The following is a 24,803-nucleotide window of genomic DNA, read 5'->3' as shown; positions in this document are numbered from 1 at the left end:
TCGCTGCGCTGCGTCCGGGGCACGAGCTGCCTTACGAGCCCGCCCCCAGCGCCTTCTCCATCTGCGGCAACAACACGTTGCGCAGATTGTCCGGCGTGATCGGGCCGACCAGCTTGTAGACGATGGTGCCTTCGCGGCCGACGACGAAGGTTTCGGGCACGCCGTAGACGCCCCATTCGATCGAGGCGCGGCCGTTGGCATCCACGCCGACGCGACCGAACGGGTTGCCGTAGCGCCCGAGGAAGCGCCGCGCATTGTCGGACGCGTCCTTGTAGTTGATGCCGACGAGCTGGAAGCGCTTGTCCTTGGCGAACTCGGTCAAAAGCGGCGCCTCGTCATGACAGGGCACGCACCAGGATGCCCAGACATTGACCAGGCTGACCTTGCCCTTGAATGCGGCGGGATCGAGGCCCGGCACCTGCGCATTGTCGATCTGCAATCCCTCGAGCGGCGGCAGCGCCGTCTGCGGCGCGGGACGACCGATCAGCGCGGAGGGAATCCGCGAGGGATCGCCGCTGCCGAGCCGGAACCAGAACAGCAGTGCCAGTGCAATGAACGCAATCAGCGGCAGCACCATCAGGAAAGTGCGGCGCTGCGGCGCTGCGGAGGTCGATTGCTCGTTCATGATGCGTCCATGGCGCTACGGCCGGAGCGGCGGGTGATGCCGCTGCGGTCGAGCTCGCGCAGGCGCTGCGTCTGGTTGCGATAGTCGAGCACGATCCAGCCGATCAGGATCGCGACCACGAGGGCCGCTGCGGCATAGGACGTCACGATGAAGGATGCATAAGGACCGAGCGACATCATCCTGCGGCCCCAATTTCTTTCGACGCGTTTTGTCCGCGCGAACCGGTGCCCATTTCGTTCGAGAACGCGACACGGCTCGCCTGCATCATTTGCAGGGAGCGGACCCGGCGGCGCAGGATTTCGTTGCGCATCGCCGCCAGATGCAGCGTGACGAACAGCAGCGTGAAGGAGATCGCCATCACCAGCAGCGGAATCAGGAACGATTTGTCGAGGGCCGAGCCGCCCATGCGCATCACCGAGGCCGGCTGGTGCAGCGTATTCCACCAGTCGACCGAGAACTTGATGATCGGCAGGTTGAGCGCGCCGACCAGGGTCAGCACCGCGGCGGCGCGTGCGGCGCGCGAGGGATCGTCGACGGCGCGCCACAGCGCCATCAGGCCGAGATACATCAGGAACAGGATCAGCACCGAAGTGAGCCGCGCATCCCACTCCCAATAGGTGCCCCACATCGGCCGGCCCCACAGAGAGCCCGTCAGCAGTGCGAGGAAGGTGAAGGCGGCGCCGATCGGCGCTGCGGCCTTGGCGGCGACGTCGGCGAGCGGATGCCGCCACACCAGCGTGCCCAGCGAGGCGATGCTCATCACGCCCCAGACGAACATCGACAGCCAGGCATTGGGCACGTGGATGAACATGATCTTCACGGTCGCGCCTTGCTGGTAGTCGTCGGGCGCCAGCGCGATTTGATAGAGACCGATTGCAAGAAGGAGCACGGTCGCGGCCGCGAGCCACGGCAGGACCCGCGCTGTCAGCGCGAGGAACCGCGTGGGGTTGGCGAGGTCGATCAGCGTCATGGTACCCTGATAATCATCGGTGGCCGCTCAGGCAATCAGCACGAAAGCGAGGGACGAAAGTTGATCGGGGTCAAGGTCAGTCCAGCGCATCTCAGTCGAGCCCGTGCCGCAGGCTCGCTGCGGCTGCGAAGGGGCCAATCACGAGGCTGACCAGGGACAGCGCGCACAGGATCGAGAACGGTGCGCCGAACGACATCGGACCGACGATCACGGCCTGCGAGGCCGCAACCCCGAAAATCAGCACGGGAATCGACAGCGGCAGCACCAGCACCGCCATCAGCAGCCCGCCGCGGTGCAGGGTCACCGCCAGCGCCGCGCCGATCATGCCGGTGAAGGTCAGGGCCGGGGTGCCCGCCAACAGTGTCAGCGCCACCGCGCCGGTCGCGACCATGTCGAGGTTGAGCAACAGGCCGAGCACGGGGGTTGCGACAATCAGCGGCAGGCCGGCGGCCAGCCAATGCGCCAGCGCCTTGGCGGCGCAGGCGAGTTCCAGCGGCGTCCGGCTCATCGTGATCAGGTCGAGCGAGCCGTCCTCGTGATCGGCCATGAACAGCCGGTCGAGGGTGAGCAGGCTCGCCAGCAGCGCGCCGAGCCAGAGGATGGCCGGCCCCAGCCGCGACAGCAGCGCCAGGTCCGGCCCCACCGCGAACGGCATCAGCACCACCACGGTCAGGAAGAACAGCACGCCAATCAGCGCCCCGCCGCCGACGCGGAGCGCGATCCTGACGTCCCGGCGGACGAGGGCGGAGAGGGCGGTCATGGGGTGGCTCCTGCGGGGCAGGGGCGGACAGGTGGGACCGGGTCCGACCGTGTGGAAATCTGAGGGTCCGTCATCCTCACGCCACACCCCCGATCCGCAGCTCCCGCGAATCGATCCCCAGCGGCGCATGGGTCGCCGCGACGATCAGGCCGCCGCGCGACAGGTGCTCGCGCATCAGGCCGCCGAACATGTTCTGTCCGGTTACGTCCAGCGCATTGGTCGGCTCATCCAGCAGCCAGACCGGGCGGCGCACGGTTAAAAGGCGCGCCAGCGACAACCGGCGGCGCTGGCCGGCCGACAGGAAGCCGGCGGGGAGGTGGGTGGCATGTTCGAGCCCCACCGTGGCGAGGCTCTGGGCGAAGTCAAAACGCTCTCCCCCAAGGAAATCGGCCCAGAATGTCAGGTTTTCGGCCACGCTGAGCGCAGGCTTCAGGGCATCGCGATGGCCGAGATAGTGGCACTGCTCCGGCAGCGTCATTTCAGCGTCGCCGCCGTCCAGTACGATCGTGCCGCCCGCCGGAACCAGCAGGCCCGCGATCAACCGCAGCAACGAGGTCTTGCCCGACCCGTTGCGGCCGACGACCGCCACCGCTTCGCCGGCGACGGCCTCGAAATCGAGCCCGGCAAACACCTCGCGGCCGCCGCGCACGCAAACGATCCCGCGTCCAGAAAGCTGCATCTTGCTTCGTGCCACCCCGCTCAAAGCCGGGCCTCAGGAAAACTTGGGGTAGCGCATGGGAATTTTTGGCTCGCGAATGCTGCGGTACGATTGTGGCTGTGGCGGCGCGGTTAGAAAGCTTCTATAAGCCCGGAACTACTTGATGCAGCAACTCAACCTGCCCCTGCAAGCGGCCCAGCCTGATACGCTAACGGTGTTAAAATACCCTGCCGGGTATAACTAACAATTGGGATTCCTACATGACCTCGCTCGACAGCTTCAAATGCAAAAAGACCCTCAAGGTCGGCGCCAAGACCTATGTCTATTACAGCCTGCCCACGGCCGAGAAGAATGGTCTGAAGGGAATTTCCAAACTTCCCTATTCGATGAAGGTCCTGCTCGAGAACCTCCTGCGCAACGAGGACGGCCGCTCGGTCAAGAAAGAAGACATCGTCGCGGTCTCGAAATGGCTGCGCAAGAAGTCGCTGGAGCATGAGATCGCCTTCCGCCCGGCGCGCGTGCTGATGCAGGACTTCACCGGCGTGCCCGCGGTGGTCGACCTCGCCGCGATGCGCAACGCGATGCAGAAGCTCGGCGGCGATGCCGAGAAGATCAATCCGCTGGTTCCGGTCGATCTCGTCATCGACCATTCCGTGATCGTGAACTTCTTCGGTGACAACAAGGCTTTCGGCAAGAACGTCGCCGAGGAATACAAGCAGAACCAGGAGCGCTACGAGTTCCTGAAGTGGGGCCAGAAGGCGTTCTCGAACTTCTCCGTCGTGCCGCCCGGCACCGGCATCTGCCACCAGGTCAATCTCGAATATCTCTCCCAGACAGTCTGGACCAAGAAGGAGAAGATGACGGTCGGCAAGAAGACCGGCACCTTCGAAGTCGCCTATCCCGATTCGCTGGTCGGCACCGATTCCCACACCACCATGGTCAACGGTCTGGCCGTGCTCGGCTGGGGCGTCGGCGGCATCGAGGCGGAAGCCTGCATGCTCGGCCAGCCGCTGTCGATGCTGCTGCCCAACGTCGTCGGCTTCAAGCTGAAGGGCGCGATGAAGGAGGGCGTCACCGCGACCGACCTCGTGCTCACCGTGACGCAGATGCTGCGCAAGCTCGGCGTGGTCGGCAAGTTCGTCGAGTTCTTCGGCCCGGGCCTCGACAATCTCTCGGTTGCCGACAAGGCGACCATCGCCAACATGGCGCCCGAATACGGCGCAACCTGCGGCTTCTTCCCGGTTGACGCCGCCGCGATCGACTATCTCAAGACCTCCGGCCGTGCGGCGCCGCGCGTCGCGCTGGTGCAGGCCTATGCCAAGGCGCAAGGGCTGTTCCGCACCGCCAAGTCGGCCGATCCGGTGTTCACGGAAACGCTGACGCTCGATCTCGCCGACGTCGTGCCGTCGATGGCCGGTCCGAAGCGTCCCGAAGGCCGCATCGCGCTGCCGTCGGTCGCCGAAGGCTTCTCGCTTGCGCTCGGCACCGAGTACAAGAAGGCCGAGGAACCCAGCAAGCGCTTCGCCGTCGAAGGCAAGGACTTCGAGATCGGCCACGGCGACGTCGTGATCGCCGCCATCACCTCCTGCACCAACACCTCGAACCCGAGCGTGCTGATCGGCGCGGGCCTCCTGGCGCGCAACGCCGCTGCGAAGGGCCTCAAGGCCAAGCCGTGGGTGAAGACCTCGCTCGCCCCGGGCAGCCAGGTCGTGGCCGGCTATCTGGCCGATTCCGGTCTGCAGAAGGATCTCGACAAGGTCGGCTTCAACCTGGTCGGCTTCGGCTGCACCACCTGCATCGGCAATTCAGGTCCGCTGCCTGAGGAGATCTCGAAGTCGATCAACGACAACGGCATCGTCGCCGCGGCCGTGCTCTCCGGCAACCGCAACTTCGAAGGCCGTGTCTCGCCGGACGTGCAGGCGAACTACCTGGCCTCGCCGCCGCTGGTCGTCGCCCACGCGCTCGCGGGCAGCGTCACCAAGAACCTCGCGGTCGAGCCGCTCGGCGAGGGCAAGGACGGCAAGCCGGTGTACCTCAAGGACATCTGGCCGACGACCAAGGAGATCAACGCCTTCATGAAGAAGTTCGTGACCGCGTCGATCTTCAAGAAGAAGTACGCCGACGTGTTCAAGGGCGACACCAACTGGCGCAAGATCAAGACCGTCGAGAGCGAGACCTATCGCTGGAACATGTCTTCGACCTATGTGCAGAACCCGCCTTATTTCGACGGCATGAAGAAGGAGCCGGAGCCGGTCACCGACATCGTCGAGGCGCGCATCCTCGCCATGTTCGGCGACAAGATCACCACCGACCACATCTCGCCGGCCGGTTCGATCAAGCTCACCTCTCCGGCTGGAAAATATCTCAGCGAGCACCAGGTGCGTCCCGCCGACTTCAACCAGTACGGCACGCGTCGCGGTAACCATGAAGTGATGATGCGCGGCACCTTCGCCAACATCCGCATCAAGAACTTCATGCTCAAAGGCGCGGACGGCAACATCCCCGAGGGCGGTCTCACCAAGCACTGGCCCGACGGCGAGCAGATGTCGATCTACGACGCAGCGATGAAGTACCAGCAGGAGCAGGTGCCGCTGGTGGTGTTCGCCGGTGCCGAATACGGCAATGGCTCCTCGCGCGACTGGGCGGCCAAGGGCACCCGCCTGCTCGGCGTGCGCGCCGTGATCTGCCAGAGCTTCGAGCGCATCCATCGCTCCAACCTGGTCGGCATGGGCGTGCTGCCGCTCACCTTCGAGGAGGGCACCTCCTGGTCGTCGCTCGGCCTCAAGGGCGACGAGAAGGTCACGTTGCGTGGCCTGGTCGGCGACCTCAAGCCGCGCCAGAAGCTGACCGCGGAGATCGTCTCCGGCGACGGTTCGCTGCAGCGCGTTTCGCTGCTCTGCCGCATCGATACGCTGGACGAGCTCGACTACTACCGGAACGGCGGTATCCTGCACTACGTGCTGCGCAAGCTCGCGGCCTAAGCGCGAATTTGTGAACGGTGGCTCACCGCGACGTGAGTAGAAGGTTAAACGAAGGCGGCCTATCACAAGGCCGCCTTCGTGCGTTTGCGGCATGCTCCAGATGGGCCCGCCCGGCGGAAAACCTCCTTTCGGACGGTTGGCCTGGACGGTCGTGTGTCGCGCCCCGTAAGACTACGGTGACCATCCGGCGATAAGATCTCCCTTTCCACGAGCAATGGTGTGCGGCGTTCGACATGACAACAATGACGGCTTCTCATCTGGTTTCACGTTGGTCCGGTGCCCTCTGGTCGGGAGCTCTCGGCATCTGTGCGATCGTCGCCGTCATCCGTCCGGCGGAGGCCGATCCCCGCGCCGTCGTCGAATTGTTTACCTCGCAGGGCTGCTCCTCCTGCCCGCCCGCCGACCAGATCATCGGCGATCTCTCCAAAGACCCGTCGATCATCGCGCTGAGCATGCCGATCGACTATTGGGACTATCTGGGCTGGAAGGACACGCTGGCGGATTCGCGCTTCTCTGCACGGCAGCGTGCTTATTCGCGCATGCGCGGCGACCGCGAGGTCTACACGCCGCAGGTCGTAGTCAACGGCTCCACCCATGTCATCGGCAGCGATCGTGCCGGCATCGAGAGCGCGATCGGCAAGACTGACAAGGGCACGGGTGTGATGAGCGTGCCGGTGACGATGTCGCTCGCGGGCAAGCAGATCAACGTGTCGGTGGCGGCGAGCAACGAGCCGGCCGTCTCGCATGGCGAGGTCTGGATCTGCTCGATCGCCAAGTCGGTCCCGATCGCGATCACTCGCGGCGAGAATCGCGGACAGCAGGTCACCTATCACAACGTGGTGCGCAACCTGCTCAAGGTTGGCGACTGGACCGGGCGTTCAGAAAGCTGGACGGTGCCGATCGAGAACCTCACACGCGACGGCGTCGACGGCGCGGTGGTCTATGTCCAGGACGGCAGCCGCGACAAGCCCGGCACGATGCTGGGCGCGGCCTACACGTCGCTGCACTGATTTCAATTCTCTAGCGTCGTACTCACTGCCACCCTCATGGTGAGGCGCGCGCCCTTGCGCGCGTCTACCGGACGATGCTTCGCATCGCCGTGAGAACAATGCAGGCCCCGCTCACGCAGCTCGGCCTCGATCCTTCGAGACGCCGCGCGAAGGACGCGCGGCTCTCGGGATGAGGGATGAGATTGTTGGCGCTGATGAGAGAAGAATTTCGTCGTGCCAGAAACATCCCGACACAAACAAAAAAGGACCAACTTGCGTTGGCCCTCCTTGTCGCGCGTACAGACCCGATCCTGTTCGACCCCGGGGGGCTGGGGGCTGAGGAATCCGGAACCGAAAGGACCGGGTCAACGCACGTGAGTCTTTTCGCAATGCAGGGCGGCAGTCGCTAGGCGGAAAAGCGGCGAGAGTATGATTCCTGCTAACGATCCCGTGACGGTTTGCCGCGAGGGAGTTCTACCATAGCGTGTGCTCCGATTCGTAACTGATTCGACCGGTTGAATCAGGAGCCCCTTGCGGCGCTGGCCGGTTGGCGCAATCATGCAGCTGTCATGATCCAGGTTCCGGGGACGGTCTTCGCGGATTCGGGTCATGCCGTGCGATGAGGAAGCGCTCCATGAGTCTGTCGGAGGATACCGATCCGAGCGAGCTGCGCGCGGCGGCGCGCCCCGCCGCGGCGACGACGCAACTGAGCCGGGTGACGTTCAACCGGCTCGAGCTGCACCGTATTCTCAATCTCTACGGCCGCATGGTCGCCGACGGCGAGTGGCGCGATTATGCCATCGACTTCCTGAGGGATCGCGCCGTGTTCTCGGTCTATCGCCGTGCCTCGGAAGTGCCGATCTACCGCATCGAGAAGGATCCGCGGCTGGCGCGCAAGCAGGGCATGTACAGCGTGATCTCGGCGACCGGCCTGATCCTGCGCCGCGGCCACGAGCTGGAGCGCGTGCTGCTGGTGATCGATCGGAAGCTGGCGGTGGTATAGCCGCACAAACGGTGCCGTAGGGTGGGCAAAGGCGCGCAGCGCCGTGCCCACGTTCTTTCTCTATCGCTGGGAGATGGTGGGCACGCTTACGCTTTGCCCATCCTACGAGGCCTACTTCCCCGGCACCGTCTTCGCGCCCTCGCCGAGGTCGCGCTGCATCATCACCGTATCGAGCCAGCGTCCGAATTTCAGCCCGACATTGGGATGCGTGCCGATCATCTTGAAGCCGCCCCTGGTGTGCACGCCGATCGAGCCGGCATTGGCGGAATCGCCGATCACCGCGATCATCTGGCGGAAGCCGCGCGCCTCGCATTCGGCGACCAGCCGCTCCAGCAGCTTTGATCCGACACCGCGGCGGTGGAAAGAGGGATCGAGATAGATCGAGTTCTCGACCGTGAAGCGGTAGGCCGGGCGCGGGCGGTAGGCGCCGGCATAGGCATAGCCGGCCACGCGGCCGTCGAGGATGGCGACGAAATAGGGATAGCCGCCGTCGACCAGTGCGCGATAACGGCGCGTCATCTCCACGAGGTCAGGCGGCTCCAGCTCGAACGTCGCGGTGCCCTCGCGGACGGCCTGCTGGTAGATGGCGGTGATGGCGGGAAGGTCGGCCTCGGTTGCAGGCCTGATTTCAGGTTCGGACATGGGGCAAGATTAGAGCCTTCCCGCTTCTGCTGAAAGGGGCAACTGTGTTGCCACACCCGTCATTGCGAGCGCAGCGAAGCAATCCAGAAATGCATCCGCGGAGGGACTCTGGATTGCTTCGTCGCAAGGGCTCGCAATGACGAGGAGAGGCCAAGGCTCAAACAAAAACCCCGGCCTTTCGGCCGGGGTTCGTGTCCGTTCGTCCTGGTCTATCGCTTAGTCGCGCTGGCCGAGGAGCTGCAGCAGCAGCGTGAACAGGTTGATGAAGTTCAGGTACAGCGACAGTGCGCCGGTGATGGCCGCACGCTCTGCGATGTCCCCGCCGGCCGAGGCGTAGCCGTAGATGTAGTCGTTCTTCAGCCGCTGGGTATCCCAGGCGGTGAGGCCTGCGAACACCAGCACGCCGACCACCGACACGATGAACTGCAGCATCGAGCTCGCCAGGAACAGGTTCACCAGGCTCGCGATGATGATGCCGATCAGGCCCATGAACAGGAACGAGCCCATGCCGGTCAGGTCACGCTTGGTGGTGTAGCCATAGAGGCTCAGCGCACCGAATGTGGCCGCGGTGATGAAGAACACCCGCACGATCGAGGTGTGCGTGAACACCAGGAAGATCGACGACAGCGAGATACCCATCAGCGCCGCGAACACCCAGAACAGGATCTGGGCGGTCGAGGGAGCCAGACGGTTGATGCCCGCCGAGATCACGAACACCATGGCGAGCGGCGCCAGCATGAACAGCCATTTCAGCGGGCTGACGAACATCGCGTAGCCGAACGGCGTCAGGAACAGCTTGCCGACGCGGACGGCGTCCGCGGTCGGGACATCGGTCACGGCAGCCATGTAGACGCCGAGCGCGGCAAGGCCAGTGATGGCCAGGCCGATGCTCATGTAGTTGTAGATGCGCAGCATATAGGCGCGCAGGCCGGCATCGACCGTCGCGGCGTCAACACGCCCGGCGGCCCTGCCGAAAGGAGAAGCGTAGTTACGGTCTAGGTCCGACATGGTCGAATTCCCGTTGGTTGGTCCGGTCCGGCACGAGGGTCGCCATGCCGCCGGTTCGTCAAACTCTATCTCGGATACCGACGCCAACCGACTAAATTTTGGCTAACAATCGGGGCTCCGAACCCATTCGATATGTGGGAAACTAACACATTCGCTGCAACCTTCCACGCGCGGCTGAATGTCGCCCTTGGCGGCAATCCTGACGCGAACCTGACGAGCAGTCGTGGTTAATCGCAGAAATCGTGCGATTTCGCTCTCGTGCGGCCATCCGCTACATTTTGTCACAAATTCCGCAACACCGTGGCGGGCTTTTTGTTCAACGCCAGCAGCGTGCCCGCGAGCCCGAGCCCGACGGTGACGACGAGCGCGGCCGCGACCACGCCGGCCGCGCTGCCGGCCTGCCAGACGAAACTCAGCGTCATCAGCCGCGTCACGATCATCCAGGCCGCGATGCTGCCGGAGATCACGCCGAATACCGCGGTCGCGAGCCCGATCAGGAGGTATTCGAGCGCATAGGCGCCGAGCAGCCGCAGCCGCGTCGCGCCCAGCGTCTTCAGGATCACCGCATCGTAGACCCGGTGGCGATGGCCGGCGGCGAGCGCGCCGCCGAGCACCAGGATCGCCGAGATCAGGGTCACGGCGCTGGCACCGCGGATCGCCAGCGCCAGATTGGTCACGACAGAGCCGACCGTCTCCATCACCTCGCGCACGCGTACGCTCGTCACCATCGGATAAGCGTCGGCGACCTGCTTGATGATCTTGCCGTCGCCTGCCGCAGTTCCGCCCGTTTCCGTCAGCGTCGCGATGTGGGTGTGGGGGGCGCCCTTGAAGGCGTTCGGCGAGAACACCAGAACGAAGTTGATGCCCATCCCCTGCCAGTCGATGGTGCGCAGATTGCCGATCTTGGCCGGGATGTCGCGGCCAAGCACATTGACCACCACCTCGTCGCCGAGCTTGAGGCCGAGCCCGTCGGCGATCTTCTTTTCCATCGAGACCAGCGGCGGGCCGGAATAATCGGCGCTCCACCATTCGCCCTCGACCACCTTGGAGCCTTTCGGCAGCTCGCCGGTATAGGTCAGGCCGCGGTCGCTCTGCAGCACCCACTCCGAATCGGTGGTCGGCTTGAGCTCCTCGGCGCGCACGCCGCGCGCGGCGACGATGCGCCCGCGCAGCATCGGTACGTCCTCGACCGTTGCGCCCGGCGCGATCCGGCGCAGATAACCGTCGAACTGCTCGGCCTGCGTGCTCGGGATGTCGATGAAGAAGAAGGACGGCGCGCGGTCCGGCAGTGCTGCCAGGAACTGCCGGCGCAGATTGCCGTCGATCTGGGTGATGGTGACGAGCACGGCGAGCCCGAGCCCCAGCGACAGCACCACCGAGGGCGTCAGCGCGCCCGGCCGGTGGATGTTGGCGATCGCCAGCCGCAGCATCGGCAGCCGCGTCCTCGGCAGCCGCCTCGCGATGGCCATCAGCAGGGCGGCGATGCCGCGCAGCAGGGCGAACACGACGACCGAGGAGGCCACGAACACCGCCGCGATGCGCTTGTCGAACGACAATCCGATCACGACCGCGATCAGCAGCGCGATCACGACGGCCATGAACACGAGATAGCCCGCGCGCGGCCGATGCCATTCCGAGCTGATGGTGTCGCGGAACAGCGCGGCCACCGGCACGTCGTGGACGCGCCCGAGCGGCCACAGGCCGAAGGCGAGCGCGGTCAGGAGGCCATAAACGAAGGACAGCGCGAGTTCGTCGGCATGCACGGCCGGCACCACCGGCAGCGGCAGCAGCTTGCCGAACAGGCCGACGATCGCGAACGGCATCGCGGCGCCGAGCGCAAGGCCGATGATCGAGCCGATGCCCGCGAGCAGGAGAACCTGCGCGAGATAGATGCCGAACACGTCGCGCCCGGTGGCGCCCACGGCCTTGAGGGCCGCGATCACTTCGAGCCGGCGGTCGATATGGCTCTTCACGGCATTGGCGACGCCGACACCGCCGACCAGCAGCGCGGCAAGGCCGACCAGCGTCAGGAACTGCGTGAAGCGGTTGATGTTGCGTTCGAGCTGCGGCGAGGCGTTGGAGCGGCTGCGGATCTCCCAGCCCGCCTGCGGCGCGGCGCTCCGCGCGTCCGCGATGAAGGCTTCGGTGGCGCGCTCGTTGTTCGCCGTATCAGGCAACTTCACCCGGTAGACCCAGCGCACCAGGCTGCCGGGCTGGATCAGGCCGGTGGCGCGCAGGCCCGCCTCGCTGATCAGGAAGCGCGGTCCGAAGCCGATGCCGCCGGCGAGCTTGTCGGGCTCGGCTTCGACGGTCGAGCGGATCTGGAAGCTCGCGGAGCCAATGGTGACGCGGTCGCCGGTCTTGAGCGAGAGCCGCGCCAGCAGCGTCGGATCGGCGGCGGCGCCGAACGCGCCGTCGCGCTCCGCGAGCAGGTCGGACATCGCCAGCTGTGGCGCCAGCGTCAGCTGGCCCAGCATCGGATAGGTGTCGTCGATCGCCTTCATCTCGACCAGTGCGAGCTGGCCATCGGCCGCGCGCGCCATGCCGCGCAAGGTCGCGGCGGTCGAGACCGTGCCGCGCGAGCGCAGGAAGGCGACCTCTTCAGGCTTCGCCTCGCGCTGGAACAGCACGAAGGAAACGTCGCCGCCGAGCAGCGTGCGGCCCTCGCGGGCCAAGCCGTCGGAGAGGCTCGCCGACACCGAGCCGACGCCGGCGATCGCCATCACGCCGAGCGCGATGCAGGCGATGAAGACATAGAAACCGCGCAGGCCGCCGCGCAATTCGCGCAGCGCGTAACGCAGCGACAGTGCGACGGCGTTTGGCTTCGCGAACGGTTCGGCCGAGGCGCTCATGCCGGCGCAGACTGCGTGTCGATGCGGCCCGAACGCAGGCGGATCACGCGGTCGCAGCGATGCGCGAGCGAGGAATCGTGCGTGACCAGCACCAGGGTCATGCCGCGCTCGGCATGCTTGCTGAACAGGAGGTCCACGATCTGTTTTCCCGTTGCCTCATCCAGATTGCCGGTCGGCTCGTCCGCGACCAGGATGGCGGGATCCGGTGCCAGCGCGCGGGCGAGCGCGACGCGCTGCTGCTCGCCGCCGGAGAGCTGGGTCGGATAGTGATGCAGGCGGTCGCCGAGCCCGACCGATTGCAGCTCCTGCGCCGCGCGCGTTGCTGCATCGGGATTGCCGGCGAGCTCCAGCGGCACAGCGACGTTCTCCAGCGCCGTCATGGTCGGGATCAGATGAAAGGACTGGAAGACGATGCCGACCTGGCGGCCGCGGAAGCGGGCCAGCGCGTCCTCGTCGAGGGCATTGAAAGGCGTGCCCGATACCACCACCTCTCCACTATCAGGACGCTCCAGCCCCGCCATCACCATCAGCAGCGTGGATTTGCCCGAGCCTGACGGGCCGATCAGGCCGATCGTCTCGCCCGAGGCGACCCGCAAGCTGATATCCTTGAGGATGTGAACGCGTGCCGCGCCCGTACCCAATGAGAGATTGACGTTAGAGATGGCGATGGTGTCCGCCGAGGCGGCGGCGAGCGAAGAGGAATCTATGCGAGTGTCCATGGTCCGGTCATATGGCAACTCCGATGGCGCGGTCGAGAGGCGTTACGGATTGTTCATGCACATAGCCGTGTTGATGCTCGGTTTGATGACGATCGCGACAACGCCGTCGTTGCAGGCTCAGCCGGCGGCCAAACCGATCAAGCTCGTGGTCCTCGGCGATTCCTTGAGTGCGGGCCTTGGCCTCCCGGCCCAGGATTCGTTCCCGGCCAAGCTCAAAAAATCCTTGCATGACAAAGGTATAGCCGTCGACATGACCAACGCCGGCGTGTCCGGCGACACCTCCTCGGGCGGCCGCGACCGGCTCGACTGGTCGGTCCCCGAGGGAACCGACGGCGTCATCGTCGAGCTCGGCGCCAACGACGCCCTGCGCGGCGTCGATCCCGATTTGACGCGGGCCGCACTGACCGACATCGTCCAGCGGCTGAAGGCGCGCAAGATCGCGGTGATGCTGTGCGGCATGCTGGCGCCGCCGAATTACGGCGCCGATTATGCCGCTCGCTTCAATTCGATTTATCCCGATCTGGCGAAGAAATTCGACGTGCCGCTCTATCCGTTCTTTCTCGAGGGCGTTGCGGCCGACGCCAAGCTCAACCAGGCCGACGGCATCCATCCGACTGCGGCCGGCGTCGACATCATCGTCGGCAACATCATGCCCACCGCGGAGGCATTCCTTGGCACGATCACTGAGCAACGCCGTTGAAAAGCGGGCAGCGCCAACCCTCATACCCAGGGTTTTACCGGGGTGAGGCGCGCGATGCTTCGCAGAGTCACACAACTGCGATAGGAATCAGGGTACCGGTGATTCGTCACCGGCTCTAAAATTTGGATATGGTCTGTCCCACGGATCATGCCCAAGCATCGGGAGTGCGAAACGATGCCGCGTTTGTTCACTGGTCTGGAAATCCCGGCCGAAGTCAGCCAGACGCTTTCCAATTTGCGGGGTGGCCTTCCCGGCGCCCGCTGGATCGATCCCGAAAATTATCACGTCACCCTGCGCTTCATCGGCGATATCGACGGCCTGTCCGCCAACGAGATCGCATCGATGCTGTTTCGCGTCGACCGCAAGCCGTTCGAGGTGAAAGTGCAGGGGCTCATGAGCTTCGGCGGCCGCAAGCCGCGCGCAGTCGTTGCGACGATCGCGCCGAGCAAGCCGCTGATGGAATTGCAGGCCGAGCTCGAACGGATGATGCAGCGGATCGGTCTCAACCCCGAGGGACGCAAATACATCCCGCATGTGACGCTGGCCCGTCTGCACGATGCCAGCGATCGCGACGTCGCCGACTATCTCTCGCTGCGCGGCTACTTCCCGAGCAAGGCGTTCATGGCCGAGCGTTTTGTTCTGTTCTCCTCGCGCGCATCGACCGGCGGCGGCCCGTACGTGGTCGAGGATGCCTACGAGTTGTGTGAGTAGGCGGAAAATCGAACGGTGCGGGTCGATCAATTTTGGCGATACGGCTCGCTGGGCCTCAGTATTGCTCTGTACCTCTGGTGCCTTTCCCTCGATGCTTTTTGCGCGCCTGCATGCCAGCGCGGATACGACATCTTGATCGCCGGGCCGTTCGGCCTGTTAGCGTCCGTCACGAATTGGACCTGGCTCGCCAACCCCGTCCTTTTTTCGGCATGGTTTGGTCTCGCAGTCGCGGACAGGATCTCTGACGCGAGATTCTTCGGTGCAGGCCTGGCTGCACTCGTCATCGCGGCATCGTTCCTGCTTCAACGGGAAGTCATGATGAACGAAGCTGGCAACCTCAATCCCATCCGGGCCTATGGGGCCGGGTATTGGGTTTGGTTGTCGAGCATGGCCGTCTGCTGCGTCGGAGGCTGGCGACGGCCGAGCTTTCGGCGCGCAACAAAAATACGGGATGAAGCCCCTGCGGGTCTCTTCCGGCCGCTCTTGCCGAGGACGTCTACGAACTGTGTGAGTGGGGCCGCACCTCGGCGCGTTATCGCAGCGGCGTCACGCTCGACCGGTTGATGTCGGTCTTCGCAAAGTCCTCGCCTTTGAACAGCAGTGGTTCGCCACGGGTCATGGCCAGCGCATAAGAAAAGCAGTCACCGTAATTGAGCGACGCGGCGTGACGCCCTTTTCCGAAACGCCGCCAGGCGCGCCGGGCCGCGTCGGCTTGCACGGCATCGACCGCGACGATCTCAGCGCCGATCTTGACGAGCCAGAGATCGAACTCGCGCCCGCCCGCATCGCCCAGCCGCGTCTCGATCACCATCGTCGCTTCAAGCACCGTCGCCGCGGAAATCAGGCGGATCGGATCGTCCACGATCAGTCGCTCCATATCCGCGGCATCGTCTTCGTCGAGCGCGATTGCCACGATCGCGGATGTGTCGATCACCATCAGCGGGGCAATCCATGATCGTCGTATCCGAGGATTTCTTCAGGCTTGCGGTCGTCCAGGACGCGCATCTCGCTCCAGCGCCGTCTGATCTCGGCAAGGTCTTCAAGCAGCGCGTCCTTGTGTGTTTGAGCGTTGAGCCGGCGCAATCGCTCCTCGATCGCGCGCTTGGTCGCAGTCGTGATGTTCTCCCCCGTCAATTGTGCCAGACTCCGGGCCAATTGCTCGGTTTCGGGGTCCTTGATGCTCAGCGCCATGCTCGGCTCCTTGGTTCCTAGATAGGTATATTCTACCTCAAGGCGCCGCAAGCTGGATTCTGACGGCCCGCTCGGCTGTCGTCCCACCGGGGCATCCGGCCGGTTTCCGCGAAAGAGGTCGCGCATAAGCCGTTGCGCCAATACGCGGTTGCAATTTCCGTCGGTCTCTGGCGGTAAAGGGCCATGCTCTCGACCCCCAGTTCCCCCTTCAGCGAAGCCTATCAGGCCCAGATCGCGTCCGGCGCGATCGAGCCCGATGCTGCGCAAGCCGAAGTCGCCGAAGCCTATGCCGCACTGGACCAGCGGCTCGCGGACTACAAACCGCAGCGCAAGCAGGGCCTGCTTGCCCGCCTGTTCAGCAGTGACAAGGATGAGGCGCCGCGCGGGCTCTACATCCATGGCGAGGTCGGCCGCGGCAAGACCATGCTGATGGATCTGTTCTTCCAGCATGCCTCGGTCGAGCACAAGCGGCGGGCGCATTTCCACGAATTCATGGCGGACGTGCATGAGCGCATCTACGACTATCGCCAGAGCATCGCGCGCGGCGAGATCGCCGACGGCGACGTCATCGCGCTGACCGCGAACGCGATCTTCGAGGAGAGCTGGCTGCTCTGCTTCGACGAATTCCACGTCACCGACATCGCGGATGCGATGATCCTCGGACGCCTGTTCGCGAAGTTGTTCGAGCTCGGCACCGTCGTGGTCGCGACCTCCAACGTCGCACCTGACGATCTCTACAAGGGCGGTCTGAACCGCTCGCTGTTCCTGCCCTTCATCAAGCAGATCACCGACCACATGGACGTCGCGCGGCTCGATGCGCGCACCGATTTCCGGTTGGAAAAACTTCAGGGCGTGCCGATGTGGCTGACGCCAGCGGACGCTGATGCGGACGCGGCGCTCGACCGCGCCTGGTCGCGGATGTCGGGCGGCGCCAAATGCCGCTCGCGCGCCATTTCGATCAAGGGCCGCATCCTGCACGTGCCATGCTCGGCCCACGGCGTGGCGCGGTTCTCGTTTGCCGATCTCTGCGAGAAGCCGCTGGGGGCATCGGACTACCTCAGGCTGGCGCACGACTATCACACCATCCTGGTCGACCATATTCCAGTGATGGACCAGTCCCAGCGCAACGCCGCCAAGCGCTTCATCACGCTGATCGACGCGCTCTATGACAATGCCGTGAAGCTGATGGCCTCGGCCGACGCCAACCCGATCTCGCTCTACCTGGCCCACGAGGGCGTTGAGGCCATGGAGTTCAAGCGGACGGCGTCGCGCCTGATCGAGATGAGCTCGGAATCCTATCTGGCGCTGGCTCACGGCCGCAAGGATTCCACCGCAAGCGGCTCCACCAAGGGGCTGGTGGAGACTTAAGTCCTATTCCTGTCGAAGGTACCGCTGTCATTCCGGGGCGCGACGAAGGTCGCGAGCCCGGAATCCATCGCGCCACAAAGCTCTGCTGCCCGATGGATTCCGGGCCTGCGCCTGTCGGCGCATCCCGGAATGACGGACCGTTATGGCTGCTATCGCGCCAAGCCCGACAATTGGGCATCCGGCGACTTGAACGGGGGAGGCGAAAGGGATAACCACCCTCTCAGTTTTCCCCACCTTACGTGTCTAAAGGACAGGCTCACATGGCGCGCGACAAGATTGCTTTGATTGGCTCCGGTCAGATCGGCGGAACGCTGGCTCATCTCATCGGCCTGAAAGAGCTGGGCGACGTGGTGATGTTCGACATCGCCGAAGGCGTGCCGCAGGGCAAGGCGCTCGACATCGCGCAGTCCTCGCCCGTCGACGGCTTCGATGCCCACTACACCGGCGCGAACTCCTATGAAGCGCTCGACAACGCCAAGGTCTGCATCGTCACCGCCGGCGTGCCGCGCAAGCCCGGCATGAGCCGCGACGATCTTCTCTCCATCAACCTCAAGGTCATGGAGCAGGTCGGCGCCGGCATCAAGAAGTACGCCCCCGACGCCTTCGTCATCTGCATCACCAATCCGCTCGACGCGATGGTCTGGGCGCTGCAGAAGGCTAGCGGCCTGCCGCACAAGAAAGTCGTCGGCATGGCCGGCGTGCTGGATTCGGCGCGCTTCCGCTACTTCCTGGCCGACGAGTTCAACGTCTCGGTCGAGGACGTCACCGCGTTCGTGCTCGGCGGCCATGGCGACACCATGGTGCCGCTGGTGAAGTATTCCACCGTCGCCGGCATTCCGCTGCCGGACCTCGTCAAGATGGGCTGGACCTCGCAGGCGCGCCTCGACGAGATCGTCGACCGCACCCGCAACGGCGGCGCCGAGATCGTCAATCTGCTCAAGACCGGCTCGGCCTTCTACGCGCCGGCCGCCTCGGCGATTGCGATGGCCGAGAGCTATCTGCGGGACAAGAAGCGCGTGTTGCCCTCGGCCGCGTACCTGAACGGCGAATACGGCGTGAAGGACATGTATGTCGGCGTGCCCGTCGTGATCGGCTCCAAGGGCGTCGAGCGCGTCGTCGAGATCGAACTCGCCGGCAAGGACCGCGAGGCCTTCGACAAGTCGGTCGGCGCGGTGCAGGGTCTGGTCGACGCCTGCAAGAAGATCGCCCCCGATCTTCTCGGCCGCTAAGGGTCAAGTACTTCCCGCCGAAGCCCGAAAACCGGTCTTCGGCGGTTTCATTTCCGGGGCCCGGTTGTCGGGACAGGCCCCGGGTCGGCAGTCCAGAGATCGATGTCAAAGAATCCCGGTTGCAGTTCCTGTGGTATATGGTATGCCAGCCACAAGACTGAGGTGGGCCCTAGAGGTCACCGCCCGCGGGTTCAGGGAGCGACCATATGAATATCCATGAATATCAGGCCAAAGCGCTGCTGGGTGAGTTCGGCGTGCCGATCTCCAAGGGCGTGCCGGTCCTTAAAGCCGCCGACGCCGAAGCTGCCGCGAAGGCGCTGCCGGGTCCGGTCTATGTGGTGAAGAGCCAGATCCACGCCGGCGGCCGCGGCAAGGGCAAGTTCAAGGAAGCCTCCGCCGGCGACAAGGGCGGCGTCCGCATCGCCAAGTCGGCCGCAGAGGTCACCGAGTTCGCCAAGCAGATGCTCGGCGCCACGCTGGTGACGATCCAGACCGGCCCCGCCGGCAAGCAGGTCAACCGCCTCTACATCGAGGACGGCTCCGACATCGACAAGGAATTCTACCTCTCGATCCTGGTCGACCGCGAGACCTCGCGCGTCTCCTTCGTCGTCTCGACCGAAGGCGGCGTCAACATCGAGGACGTCGCGCACAACAGCCCCGAGAAGATCGTGACCTTCTCGGTCGATCCCGCCACCGGCATCATGGGCCATCACGGCCGCACAGTTGCGAACGCGCTGAAGCTCTCCGGTGATCTCGCCAAGCAGGCCGAGAAGCTCACCGCGCAGCTCTACGCGGCCTTCGTCGCCAAGGACATGTCGATGCTGGAGATCAACCCGCTGGTGGTGACCAAGCAGGGCCAGCTCCGCGTGCTCGACGCCAAGGTGTCGTTCGACGACAACGCGCTGTTCCGTCACCCCGAAGTGCTCGCGCTGCGCGACGAGACCGAGGAAGACGCCAAGGAAATCGAGGCGTCCAAGTACGACCTCAACTACGTCACCCTCGACGGCAACATCGGCTGCATGGTGAACGGCGCCGGTCTCGCCATGGCGACGATGGACATCATCAAGCTCTACGGCATGGCGCCGGCCAACTTCCTCGACGTCGGCGGCAGCGCCAGCAAGGAGAAGGTCGCGGCCGCGTTCAAGATCATCACCGCCGATCCCAACGTGAAGGGCATCCTGGTCAACATCTTCGGCGGCATCATGAAGTGCGACGTGATCGCCGAGGGCGTTACGGCTGCGGTTCGTGAAGTCGGCCTCAGCGTGCCGCTGGTGGTCCGCCTTGAAGGCACCAATGTCGAGCTCGGCAAGAAGATCATCCGGGAATCCGGCCTGAACGTGGTGCCGGCCGACAATCTCGACGACGCCGCGCAGAAGATCGTGAAGGCCGTCAAGGGAGGCTAAGGCCATGGCCCAGGACCATCTCGCCGCATCATCTCCGCTTCCCGAGCACGCGCGCCTCGCCGCGTTCGCCGGCGAATGGGATGGCGAAGAGGTGGTCTTCCCGTCGCGCTGGACGGCGGGCGGGCCGGCAACTTCGCACGTCGTCGCGCGCATGGACCTGAATGGATTTTATCTGATCCAGGACAGTGTCCAGAAGCGCGACGGCCAGCAGATCTTCGCCACCCACGGCATTTTCACCTACGACCGCGACGACCGGACCTACAAATTGTTCTGGTACGACTCGCTCGGCTATACGCCGCCTTCGCCCGCTTCCGGCGGGTGGGTCGGCAAGACCCTGACGCTGGTGCGCGGCTCGCTCCGCGGCAATGCGCGCCACGTCTACGAAATCATCAATGAGGATTCCTACTCGTTGAAGATCCAGTTCTCGCCGGACGCGGAAGGCTGGGCCGACGTGCTCACCGGCGTCTACCGCCGCATCCACTGACCCTCTCACTCTGTTAGTTTCGCGAAAGCAGACCTCATGTCCATCCTGATCGACAAGAACACCAAGGTCATCTGCCAGGGCTTCACCGGCAAGAACGGCACCTTCCACTCGGAAGCCGCGATTGCCTATGGCACCAAGATGGTCGGCGGCACCTCGCCGGGCAAAGGCGGCGCGACGCATCTGGGCCTGCCGGTGTTCGACACCGTGCGCGATGCGCGTGAGAAGACCGGCGCCGATGCATCGGTGATCTACGTGCCGCCGCCGGGTGCGGCCGACGCGATCTGCGAAGCCATCGACGCCGAGATCCCGCTGATCGTCTGCATCACCGAGGGCATTCCTGTCATCGACATGGTGCGCGTGAAGCGCTCGCTCGCGGCTTCCAAGTCGCGCCTGATCGGGCCGAACTGCCCGGGCGTCATGACCGCCGGCGAGTGCAAGATCGGCATCATGCCCGCCAACATCTTCAAGACCGGCTCGGTCGGCATCGTCTCCCGCTCGGGCACGCTGACCTATGAAGCCGTGTTCCAGACCTCCCAGGAGGGTCTCGGCCAGACCACTGCGGTCGGCATCGGCGGCGACCCGGTCAAGGGAACCGAGTTCATCGACGTCCTGGAAATGCTGCTCGCCGACCCCAAGACCGAGTCGATCATCATGATCGGCGAGATCGGCGGTTCCGCCGAGGAGGACGCCGCCCAGTTCCTCAAGGACGAGGCCAAGCGCGGCCGCAAGAAGCCAATGGTCGGCTTCATCGCCGGTGTCACCGCCCCTCCCGGCCGCCGCATGGGCCATGCCGGTGCGATCATCTCGGGCGGCAAGGGCGACGCCGGTTCCAAGACCGAAGCGATGAAATCGGCTGGGATTACAGTGTCTCCGTCGCCCGCCCGCCTCGGCCATACGCTTGCCGAAAAGTTGAAAGGCTAATTCACTTCTTCGTACTTTTCCGGGCGAAGTTTCGCAGCAAATAGGGTAAAGGGTGCCTGTCGCGCCGAGCCTCTGCCGGGGAGCTCGGTGCCAGCGCCGTTTGTTATGCGCGAACCGAAATCGCCAGGAACTCAAGTATGTCTCGCCAGGACGCGAACGCAGCCTTTGCCTTGTCCTCCTTTTTGCAGGGCACCAACGCCACCTACATCGACGAAATCTACGCCCGCTACGAGAAGGACCCGTCCTCGGTCGACGCCGAGTGGCAGGAGTTCTTCAAGAGCCTGAACGACCAGCCCGCCGACGTCCGGAAGAACGCCGCGGGCCCATCCTGGGAGCGCGCCAACTGGCCGCTGACCCCGCAGGACGATCTCACCTCCGCCCTCGACGGCAACTGGGCCGAAGTCGAGAAGGCGGTCGGTGCCAAGATCGCCGCCAAGGCGCAGGCAAAGGGAGGCGACAAGGGCGCCGGCCTCTCCTCCGCCGACCTGCTCCAGGCGACGCGCGATTCCGTCCGCGCCCTGATGCTGATCCGCTCCTACCGCATGCGCGGTCACTTCCACGCCAAGCTCGATCCGCTCGGCATCGAAGCCCCGCGCAACCGCGAAGAGCTCGATCCGCGCACCTACGGCTTCAGCGAAGCCGATTTCGACCGCAAGATCTTCCTCGATCACGTGCTCGGTCTCGAATACGGCACGCTGCGCGAGATCACCGCGATCTGCGAGCGCACGTATTGCCAGACGCTCGGCGTCGAATTCATGCACATCAGCAACGCCGCGCAGAAGGCCTGGATCCAGGAGCGCATCGAGGGTCCGGACAAGGAGATCTCGTTCACCCGCGAAGGCCGCAGAGCCATCCTGACCAAGCTGGTGGAAGCCGAAGGTTTTGAAAAGTTCTGCGACACCAAGTTCACCGGCACCAAGCGCTTCGGTCTCGACGGCGCTGAATCGCTGATCCCGGCGCTCGAGCAGATCATCAAGCGCGGTGGCAATCTCGGCGTGAAGGAGATCGTGCTGGGCATGCCGCATCGCGGCCGCCTCAACGTGCTGACGCAGGTGATGGGCAAGGCGCACCGCGCCCTGTTCCACGAGTTCAAGGGCGGCTCGGCCAACCCCGACGCGGTCGAAGGCTCGGGCGACGTCAAATATCACCTCGGCGCATCCTCGGACCGCGAGTTCGACGGCAACCGCATCCATCTGTCGCTGACCGCCAATCCCTCGCATCTCGAGATCGTCGATCCCGTCGTGCTCGGCAAGGTGCGTGCGAAGCAGGACCAGCACGGCGATCCGCCGGACATGCGCATCTCCGTCATGCCGCTGCTGATGCACGGCGACGCCGCGTTCGCCGGCCAGGGCGTCGTCGCCGAGTGCTTCGGTCTGTCCGACCTGAAGGGCTACCGCACCGGCGGCTCCGTGCACTTCATCGTCAACAACCAGATCGGCTTCACCACCTATCCGCGTTACTCGCGCTCCTCGCCCTATCCGTCGGATGTGGCGAAGATGATCGACGCGCCGATCTTCCACGTGAACGGCGACGATCCGGAAGCCGTCGTGTTTGCGGCCAAGGTCGCGACCGAGTTCCGGCAGAAGTTCCACAAGCCCGTCGTCATCGACATGTTCTGCTACCGCAGGCATGGCCACAACGAGGGCGACGAGCCGGCCTTCACCCAGCCGGTGATGTACAAGCGCATCGCCGCGCATCCCTCGACGCTCGAGCTCTACGCTCGCCGCCTGATCGGCGAAGGCGTGATGACCCAGGGCGAGGTCGACAAGGCCAAGGCCGACTGGCGCGCCCGGCTTGATGCCGAGTTCGAGGCCGGCACCTCCTACAAGCCGAACAAGGCCGACTGGCTCGACGGCAAGTGGGCGGGCTTCAAGATCGCCGACCAGGAAGAGGACGCCCGCCGCGGCGTCACCGGCGTCGATTTGCCTGTTCTGAAGGACATCGGCCGCAAGATCACCAAGGTGCCGGACGGCTTCCGCGTCCACCGCACCATCCAGCGCTTCCTGGAAAACCGCGCCAAGGCGATCGACGGCAACGCGGGCATCGACTGGGCGACCGGCGAGGCGCTGGCGTTCTGCACGCTGCTGCAGGAAAACCACCACGTCCGCCTGTCCGGACAGGATTCCGAGCGCGGCACCTTCTCGCAGCGCCACTCGGTCCTGATCGACCAGGAGGACGAGAGCCGCTACACGCCGTTCAACCATCTCGGCAACGAGCAGGGCCATTACGAGGTCATCAACTCGCTGCTGTCGGAGGAAGCCGTGCTCGGCTTCGAATACGGCTACTCGCTCGCCGAGCCGAACACGCTGACGCTCTGGGAAGCCCAGTTCGGCGACTTCGCCAACGGCGCGCAGGTCGTGTTCGACCAGTTCATCTCCTCGGGCGAGCGCAAATGGCTGCGCATGTCCGGCCTCGTCTGCCTCCTGCCGCACGGCTATGAGGGGCAGGGACCGGAGCACTCCTCGGCGCGCCTCGAGCGCTACCTGCAGATGTGCGCCGAAGACAACATGCAGGTGGTCTACCCGACCACGCCGGCGAACTACTTCCACGTGCTGCGGCGCCAGCTTCATCGCGAGATCCGCAAGCCGCTGATCGTGATGACGCCGAAGTCGCTGCTGCGTCACAAGCGGGCAGTGTCGCGCATCGAGGAGCTTGCGAAGGACACGACCTTCCACCGCATCCTCTATGATGACGCCCAGATGCTGCCGAACGAAGCCGTCAAGCTCGTTCCGGACGAGAAGGTCCGCCGCATCGTGCTGTGCTCCGGCAAGGTCTATTACGACCTCTACGAGGAGCGCGAGAAGCGCGGCATCGACGACATCTATCTGATGCGCGTCGAGCAGCTCTATCCGGTGCCGCTGAAGGCGCTGGTGGCCGAGCTGTCGCGCTTCAAGAAGGCCGAAGTGGTGTGGTGCCAGGAAGAGCCCCGCAACATGGGTGCCTGGCACTTCATCGAGCCCTATTTGGAATGGGTGCTGAACCAGGTGAACGGCGTGAGCCGGCGTCCGCGTTATGTCGGCCGCGCCGCTTCCGCCGCGACCGCCACTGGTCTGATGTCCAAGCATCAGGCGCAGTTGAAGGCGTTCCTGGACGAAGCACTGAGCTGAACTTTCTTAACTGCGTCATGCCCCGCTCGGAAGAGCGGGGCATCCAGTAGGTCGCGACTGCGAACGTCCCGGCTCGCTGGATGGCTTGCTTTTCGCGGGCCATTGACGACCGACTTATGACCGCACCGGCGATCCCTTAAGGAAAAGACCATGACTGAAATTCGTGTGCCGACGCTCGGCGAATCCGTCACCGAGGCCACCATCGGCCGCTGGTTCAAGAAGGCCGGCGACCCCGTCGCCGTCGACGAGCCCTTGGTGGAGCTCGAGACCGACAAGGTCACCATCGAGGTCCCGGCGCCCTCCGCCGGCACGCTGAGCGAGATCATCGCCGCCGATGGCGCCACCGTCGCGGTCGGCGCGCTGCTCGGCCAGATCACGGAAGGCGCCGCAGGCGCTGCCAAGCCGGCCGCTGCTCCCGCCAAGCCCGCCGCTGCCGCTCCTGCCGCCGCTGCTGCTTCCGCCCCGGCCCCGGCCGCGAAGGC

General features: G+C 64.8%; 23 protein-coding genes. 12 read left to right on the top strand and 11 right to left on the bottom strand.

Going from position 1 to position 24,803, the window contains the following annotated elements; genetic code table 11:
- Positions 1-31: 31 nt before the first annotated feature.
- The 5 genes from XI03_RS08655 to ccmA all read right to left on the bottom strand — a co-directional run bounded on the left by XI03_RS08655 (position 32) and on the right by ccmA (position 3,034).
- Entirely contained in the window at positions 32-625 is a 594-nt protein-coding gene (locus tag XI03_RS08655) for a DsbE family thiol:disulfide interchange protein (protein ID WP_028139236.1), read from the bottom strand.
- Positions 622-804 (bottom strand): heme exporter protein CcmD, encoded by a 183-nt coding sequence (ccmD, locus tag XI03_RS08650; protein WP_018318888.1) that lies wholly within the window; start codon positions 802-804, stop codon positions 622-624. The genes XI03_RS08655 and ccmD overlap by 4 nt, the downstream gene beginning before the upstream one ends.
- Positions 801-1,595 carry a heme ABC transporter permease gene (locus XI03_RS08645; RefSeq protein WP_271591877.1) on the bottom strand — a complete coding sequence of 265 codons (795 nt, stop codon included), beginning with the start codon at positions 1,593-1,595 and terminating at the stop codon, positions 801-803. Before XI03_RS08645 ends, ccmD begins: the two co-directional genes overlap by 4 nt.
- A 91-nt stretch (positions 1,596-1,686) precedes the next feature.
- A complete protein-coding gene (ccmB, locus tag XI03_RS08640; RefSeq protein ID WP_095425485.1) occupies positions 1,687-2,355 on the bottom strand; it encodes a heme exporter protein CcmB in 669 nt (222 codons plus the stop codon).
- Between the two features lie 76 nt (positions 2,356-2,431).
- Positions 2,432-3,034, bottom strand: coding sequence for a heme ABC exporter ATP-binding protein CcmA (gene ccmA, locus XI03_RS08635; protein ID WP_271591876.1), 603 nt, complete (start codon positions 3,032-3,034; stop codon positions 2,432-2,434).
- A gap of 239 nt (positions 3,035-3,273) precedes the next feature.
- Here ccmA and acnA point away from each other — a divergent pair, with 239 nt between their 5' ends.
- The 3 genes from acnA to XI03_RS08620 all read left to right on the top strand — a co-directional run bounded on the left by acnA (position 3,274) and on the right by XI03_RS08620 (position 7,986).
- Positions 3,274-5,994, top strand: a complete 2,721-nt coding sequence (acnA, locus tag XI03_RS08630; RefSeq protein WP_028139232.1) for an aconitate hydratase AcnA — start codon at positions 3,274-3,276, stop codon at positions 5,992-5,994.
- Between the two features lie 233 nt (positions 5,995-6,227).
- The gene (locus XI03_RS08625) at positions 6,228-7,004 is read left to right on the top strand and encodes a DUF1223 domain-containing protein (protein WP_028139231.1); all 777 of its coding nucleotides are present in this window, start codon (positions 6,228-6,230) and stop codon (positions 7,002-7,004) included.
- Between the two features lie 613 nt (positions 7,005-7,617).
- On the top strand, positions 7,618-7,986 hold the full coding sequence (locus XI03_RS08620) for a DUF2794 domain-containing protein (protein WP_028139230.1): 369 nt from the start codon (positions 7,618-7,620) through the stop codon (positions 7,984-7,986).
- A 111-nt stretch (positions 7,987-8,097) separates the two neighbouring features.
- Here the strand turns inward: XI03_RS08620 and XI03_RS08615 are convergent, their stop codons facing one another.
- The 4 genes from XI03_RS08615 to XI03_RS08600 form a co-directional block, all read right to left on the bottom strand.
- Positions 8,098-8,628, bottom strand: a complete 531-nt coding sequence (locus tag XI03_RS08615; protein WP_028139229.1) for a GNAT family N-acetyltransferase — start codon at positions 8,626-8,628, stop codon at positions 8,098-8,100.
- A 216-nt stretch (positions 8,629-8,844) separates the two neighbouring features.
- Entirely contained in the window at positions 8,845-9,636 is a 792-nt protein-coding gene (locus tag XI03_RS08610; protein ID WP_028139228.1) for a Bax inhibitor-1/YccA family protein, read from the bottom strand.
- Between the two features lie 281 nt (positions 9,637-9,917).
- Positions 9,918-12,488 (bottom strand): ABC transporter permease, encoded by a 2,571-nt coding sequence (locus XI03_RS08605; protein ID WP_028139227.1) that lies wholly within the window; start codon positions 12,486-12,488, stop codon positions 9,918-9,920.
- Positions 12,485-13,207, bottom strand: a complete 723-nt coding sequence (locus XI03_RS08600) for an ABC transporter ATP-binding protein (protein WP_028139226.1) — start codon at positions 13,205-13,207, stop codon at positions 12,485-12,487. The genes XI03_RS08605 and XI03_RS08600 overlap by 4 nt, the downstream gene beginning before the upstream one ends.
- 55 nt (positions 13,208-13,262) lie before the next feature.
- On the opposite strand from XI03_RS08600, the gene XI03_RS08595 reads away from it, so the two are divergent.
- Positions 13,263-13,907 (top strand): arylesterase, encoded by a 645-nt coding sequence (locus tag XI03_RS08595; RefSeq protein WP_271591899.1) that lies wholly within the window; start codon positions 13,263-13,265, stop codon positions 13,905-13,907.
- 174 nt (positions 13,908-14,081) lie between these two features.
- The gene (thpR, locus tag XI03_RS08590; protein WP_028139224.1) at positions 14,082-14,618 is read left to right on the top strand and encodes an RNA 2',3'-cyclic phosphodiesterase; all 537 of its coding nucleotides are present in this window, start codon (positions 14,082-14,084) and stop codon (positions 14,616-14,618) included.
- 532 nt (positions 14,619-15,150) lie between these two features.
- Here thpR and XI03_RS08585 read toward each other — a convergent pair.
- On the bottom strand, positions 15,151-15,555 hold the full coding sequence (locus tag XI03_RS08585) for a type II toxin-antitoxin system VapC family toxin (RefSeq protein ID WP_028139223.1): 405 nt from the start codon (positions 15,553-15,555) through the stop codon (positions 15,151-15,153).
- A complete protein-coding gene (locus XI03_RS08580; RefSeq protein WP_028139222.1) occupies positions 15,555-15,809 on the bottom strand; it encodes a type II toxin-antitoxin system VapB family antitoxin in 255 nt (84 codons plus the stop codon). The genes XI03_RS08585 and XI03_RS08580 overlap by 1 nt, the downstream gene beginning before the upstream one ends.
- 183 nt (positions 15,810-15,992) lie before the next feature.
- Between XI03_RS08580 and zapE the strand changes: the two genes are divergently transcribed.
- The 7 genes from zapE to XI03_RS08545 form a co-directional block, all read left to right on the top strand.
- On the top strand, positions 15,993-17,177 hold the full coding sequence (gene zapE / locus XI03_RS08575) for a cell division protein ZapE (RefSeq protein ID WP_271591875.1): 1,185 nt from the start codon (positions 15,993-15,995) through the stop codon (positions 17,175-17,177).
- 260 nt (positions 17,178-17,437) lie between these two features.
- Positions 17,438-18,406 (top strand): malate dehydrogenase, encoded by a 969-nt coding sequence (gene mdh, locus XI03_RS08570; RefSeq protein ID WP_008145224.1) that lies wholly within the window; start codon positions 17,438-17,440, stop codon positions 18,404-18,406.
- Positions 18,407-18,612: 206 nt separating this feature from the next.
- Positions 18,613-19,809 (top strand): ADP-forming succinate--CoA ligase subunit beta, encoded by a 1,197-nt coding sequence (sucC, locus tag XI03_RS08565; RefSeq protein WP_038949870.1) that lies wholly within the window; start codon positions 18,613-18,615, stop codon positions 19,807-19,809.
- 4 nt (positions 19,810-19,813) lie between these two features.
- Positions 19,814-20,293, top strand: coding sequence for a DUF1579 family protein (locus XI03_RS08560; protein ID WP_038949871.1), 480 nt, complete (start codon positions 19,814-19,816; stop codon positions 20,291-20,293).
- Between the two features lie 36 nt (positions 20,294-20,329).
- Positions 20,330-21,214: a succinate--CoA ligase subunit alpha gene (sucD, locus tag XI03_RS08555; RefSeq protein ID WP_028139218.1), complete on the top strand. Its 885-nt coding sequence runs from the start codon at positions 20,330-20,332 to the stop codon at positions 21,212-21,214.
- A gap of 137 nt (positions 21,215-21,351) precedes the next feature.
- On the top strand, positions 21,352-24,321 hold the full coding sequence (locus tag XI03_RS08550; protein WP_028139217.1) for a 2-oxoglutarate dehydrogenase E1 component: 2,970 nt from the start codon (positions 21,352-21,354) through the stop codon (positions 24,319-24,321).
- A gap of 150 nt (positions 24,322-24,471) precedes the next feature.
- On the top strand, positions 24,472-24,803 hold a 332-nt coding region (locus tag XI03_RS08545; RefSeq protein ID WP_333935622.1), incomplete at its 3' end, for a biotin/lipoyl-containing protein.

It is taken from the genome of Bradyrhizobium sp. CCBAU 65884 (assembly GCF_028128835.1).
Classification (GTDB): Bacteria; Pseudomonadota; Alphaproteobacteria; order Rhizobiales; family Xanthobacteraceae; genus Bradyrhizobium; species Bradyrhizobium ottawaense.
This window is presented reverse-complemented; position numbering and strand designations above follow the sequence as displayed.

What these genes read in the sequence shown, in the direction of transcription:
- XI03_RS08625 (WP_028139231.1), top strand. Translation starts at nt 6,228, where the DNA reads ATGACAACAATGACGGCTTCTCATCTGGTTTCACGTTGGTCCGGTGCC.
- XI03_RS08605 (WP_028139227.1), bottom strand. Translation starts at nt 12,488, where the DNA reads ATGAGCGCCTCGGCCGAACCGTTCGCGAAGCCAAACGCCGTCGCACTG.
- thpR (WP_028139224.1), top strand. Translation starts at nt 14,082, where the DNA reads ATGCCGCGTTTGTTCACTGGTCTGGAAATCCCGGCCGAAGTCAGCCAG.
- ccmB (WP_095425485.1), bottom strand. Translation starts at nt 2,355, where the DNA reads ATGACCGCCCTCTCCGCCCTCGTCCGCCGGGACGTCAGGATCGCGCTC.
- XI03_RS08585 (WP_028139223.1), bottom strand. Translation starts at nt 15,555, where the DNA reads ATGGTGATCGACACATCCGCGATCGTGGCAATCGCGCTCGACGAAGAC.
- ccmA (WP_271591876.1), bottom strand. Translation starts at nt 3,034, where the DNA reads ATGCAGCTTTCTGGACGCGGGATCGTTTGCGTGCGCGGCGGCCGCGAG.
- sucC (WP_038949870.1), top strand. Translation starts at nt 18,613, where the DNA reads ATGAATATCCATGAATATCAGGCCAAAGCGCTGCTGGGTGAGTTCGGC.
- mdh (WP_008145224.1), top strand. Translation starts at nt 17,438, where the DNA reads ATGGCGCGCGACAAGATTGCTTTGATTGGCTCCGGTCAGATCGGCGGA.
- XI03_RS08610 (WP_028139228.1), bottom strand. Translation starts at nt 9,636, where the DNA reads ATGTCGGACCTAGACCGTAACTACGCTTCTCCTTTCGGCAGGGCCGCC.
- zapE (WP_271591875.1), top strand. Translation starts at nt 15,993, where the DNA reads ATGCTCTCGACCCCCAGTTCCCCCTTCAGCGAAGCCTATCAGGCCCAG.
- acnA (WP_028139232.1), top strand. Translation starts at nt 3,274, where the DNA reads ATGACCTCGCTCGACAGCTTCAAATGCAAAAAGACCCTCAAGGTCGGC.
- XI03_RS08600 (WP_028139226.1), bottom strand. Translation starts at nt 13,207, where the DNA reads ATGGACACTCGCATAGATTCCTCTTCGCTCGCCGCCGCCTCGGCGGAC.
- XI03_RS08615 (WP_028139229.1), bottom strand. Translation starts at nt 8,628, where the DNA reads ATGTCCGAACCTGAAATCAGGCCTGCAACCGAGGCCGACCTTCCCGCC.
- XI03_RS08580 (WP_028139222.1), bottom strand. Translation starts at nt 15,809, where the DNA reads ATGGCGCTGAGCATCAAGGACCCCGAAACCGAGCAATTGGCCCGGAGT.
- XI03_RS08620 (WP_028139230.1), top strand. Translation starts at nt 7,618, where the DNA reads ATGAGTCTGTCGGAGGATACCGATCCGAGCGAGCTGCGCGCGGCGGCG.
- sucD (WP_028139218.1), top strand. Translation starts at nt 20,330, where the DNA reads ATGTCCATCCTGATCGACAAGAACACCAAGGTCATCTGCCAGGGCTTC.
- XI03_RS08560 (WP_038949871.1), top strand. Translation starts at nt 19,814, where the DNA reads ATGGCCCAGGACCATCTCGCCGCATCATCTCCGCTTCCCGAGCACGCG.
- ccmD (WP_018318888.1), bottom strand. Translation starts at nt 804, where the DNA reads ATGATGTCGCTCGGTCCTTATGCATCCTTCATCGTGACGTCCTATGCC.
- XI03_RS08645 (WP_271591877.1), bottom strand. Translation starts at nt 1,595, where the DNA reads ATGACGCTGATCGACCTCGCCAACCCCACGCGGTTCCTCGCGCTGACA.
- XI03_RS08595 (WP_271591899.1), top strand. Translation starts at nt 13,263, where the DNA reads ATGCACATAGCCGTGTTGATGCTCGGTTTGATGACGATCGCGACAACG.
- XI03_RS08655 (WP_028139236.1), bottom strand. Translation starts at nt 625, where the DNA reads ATGAACGAGCAATCGACCTCCGCAGCGCCGCAGCGCCGCACTTTCCTG.
- XI03_RS08550 (WP_028139217.1), top strand. Translation starts at nt 21,352, where the DNA reads ATGTCTCGCCAGGACGCGAACGCAGCCTTTGCCTTGTCCTCCTTTTTG.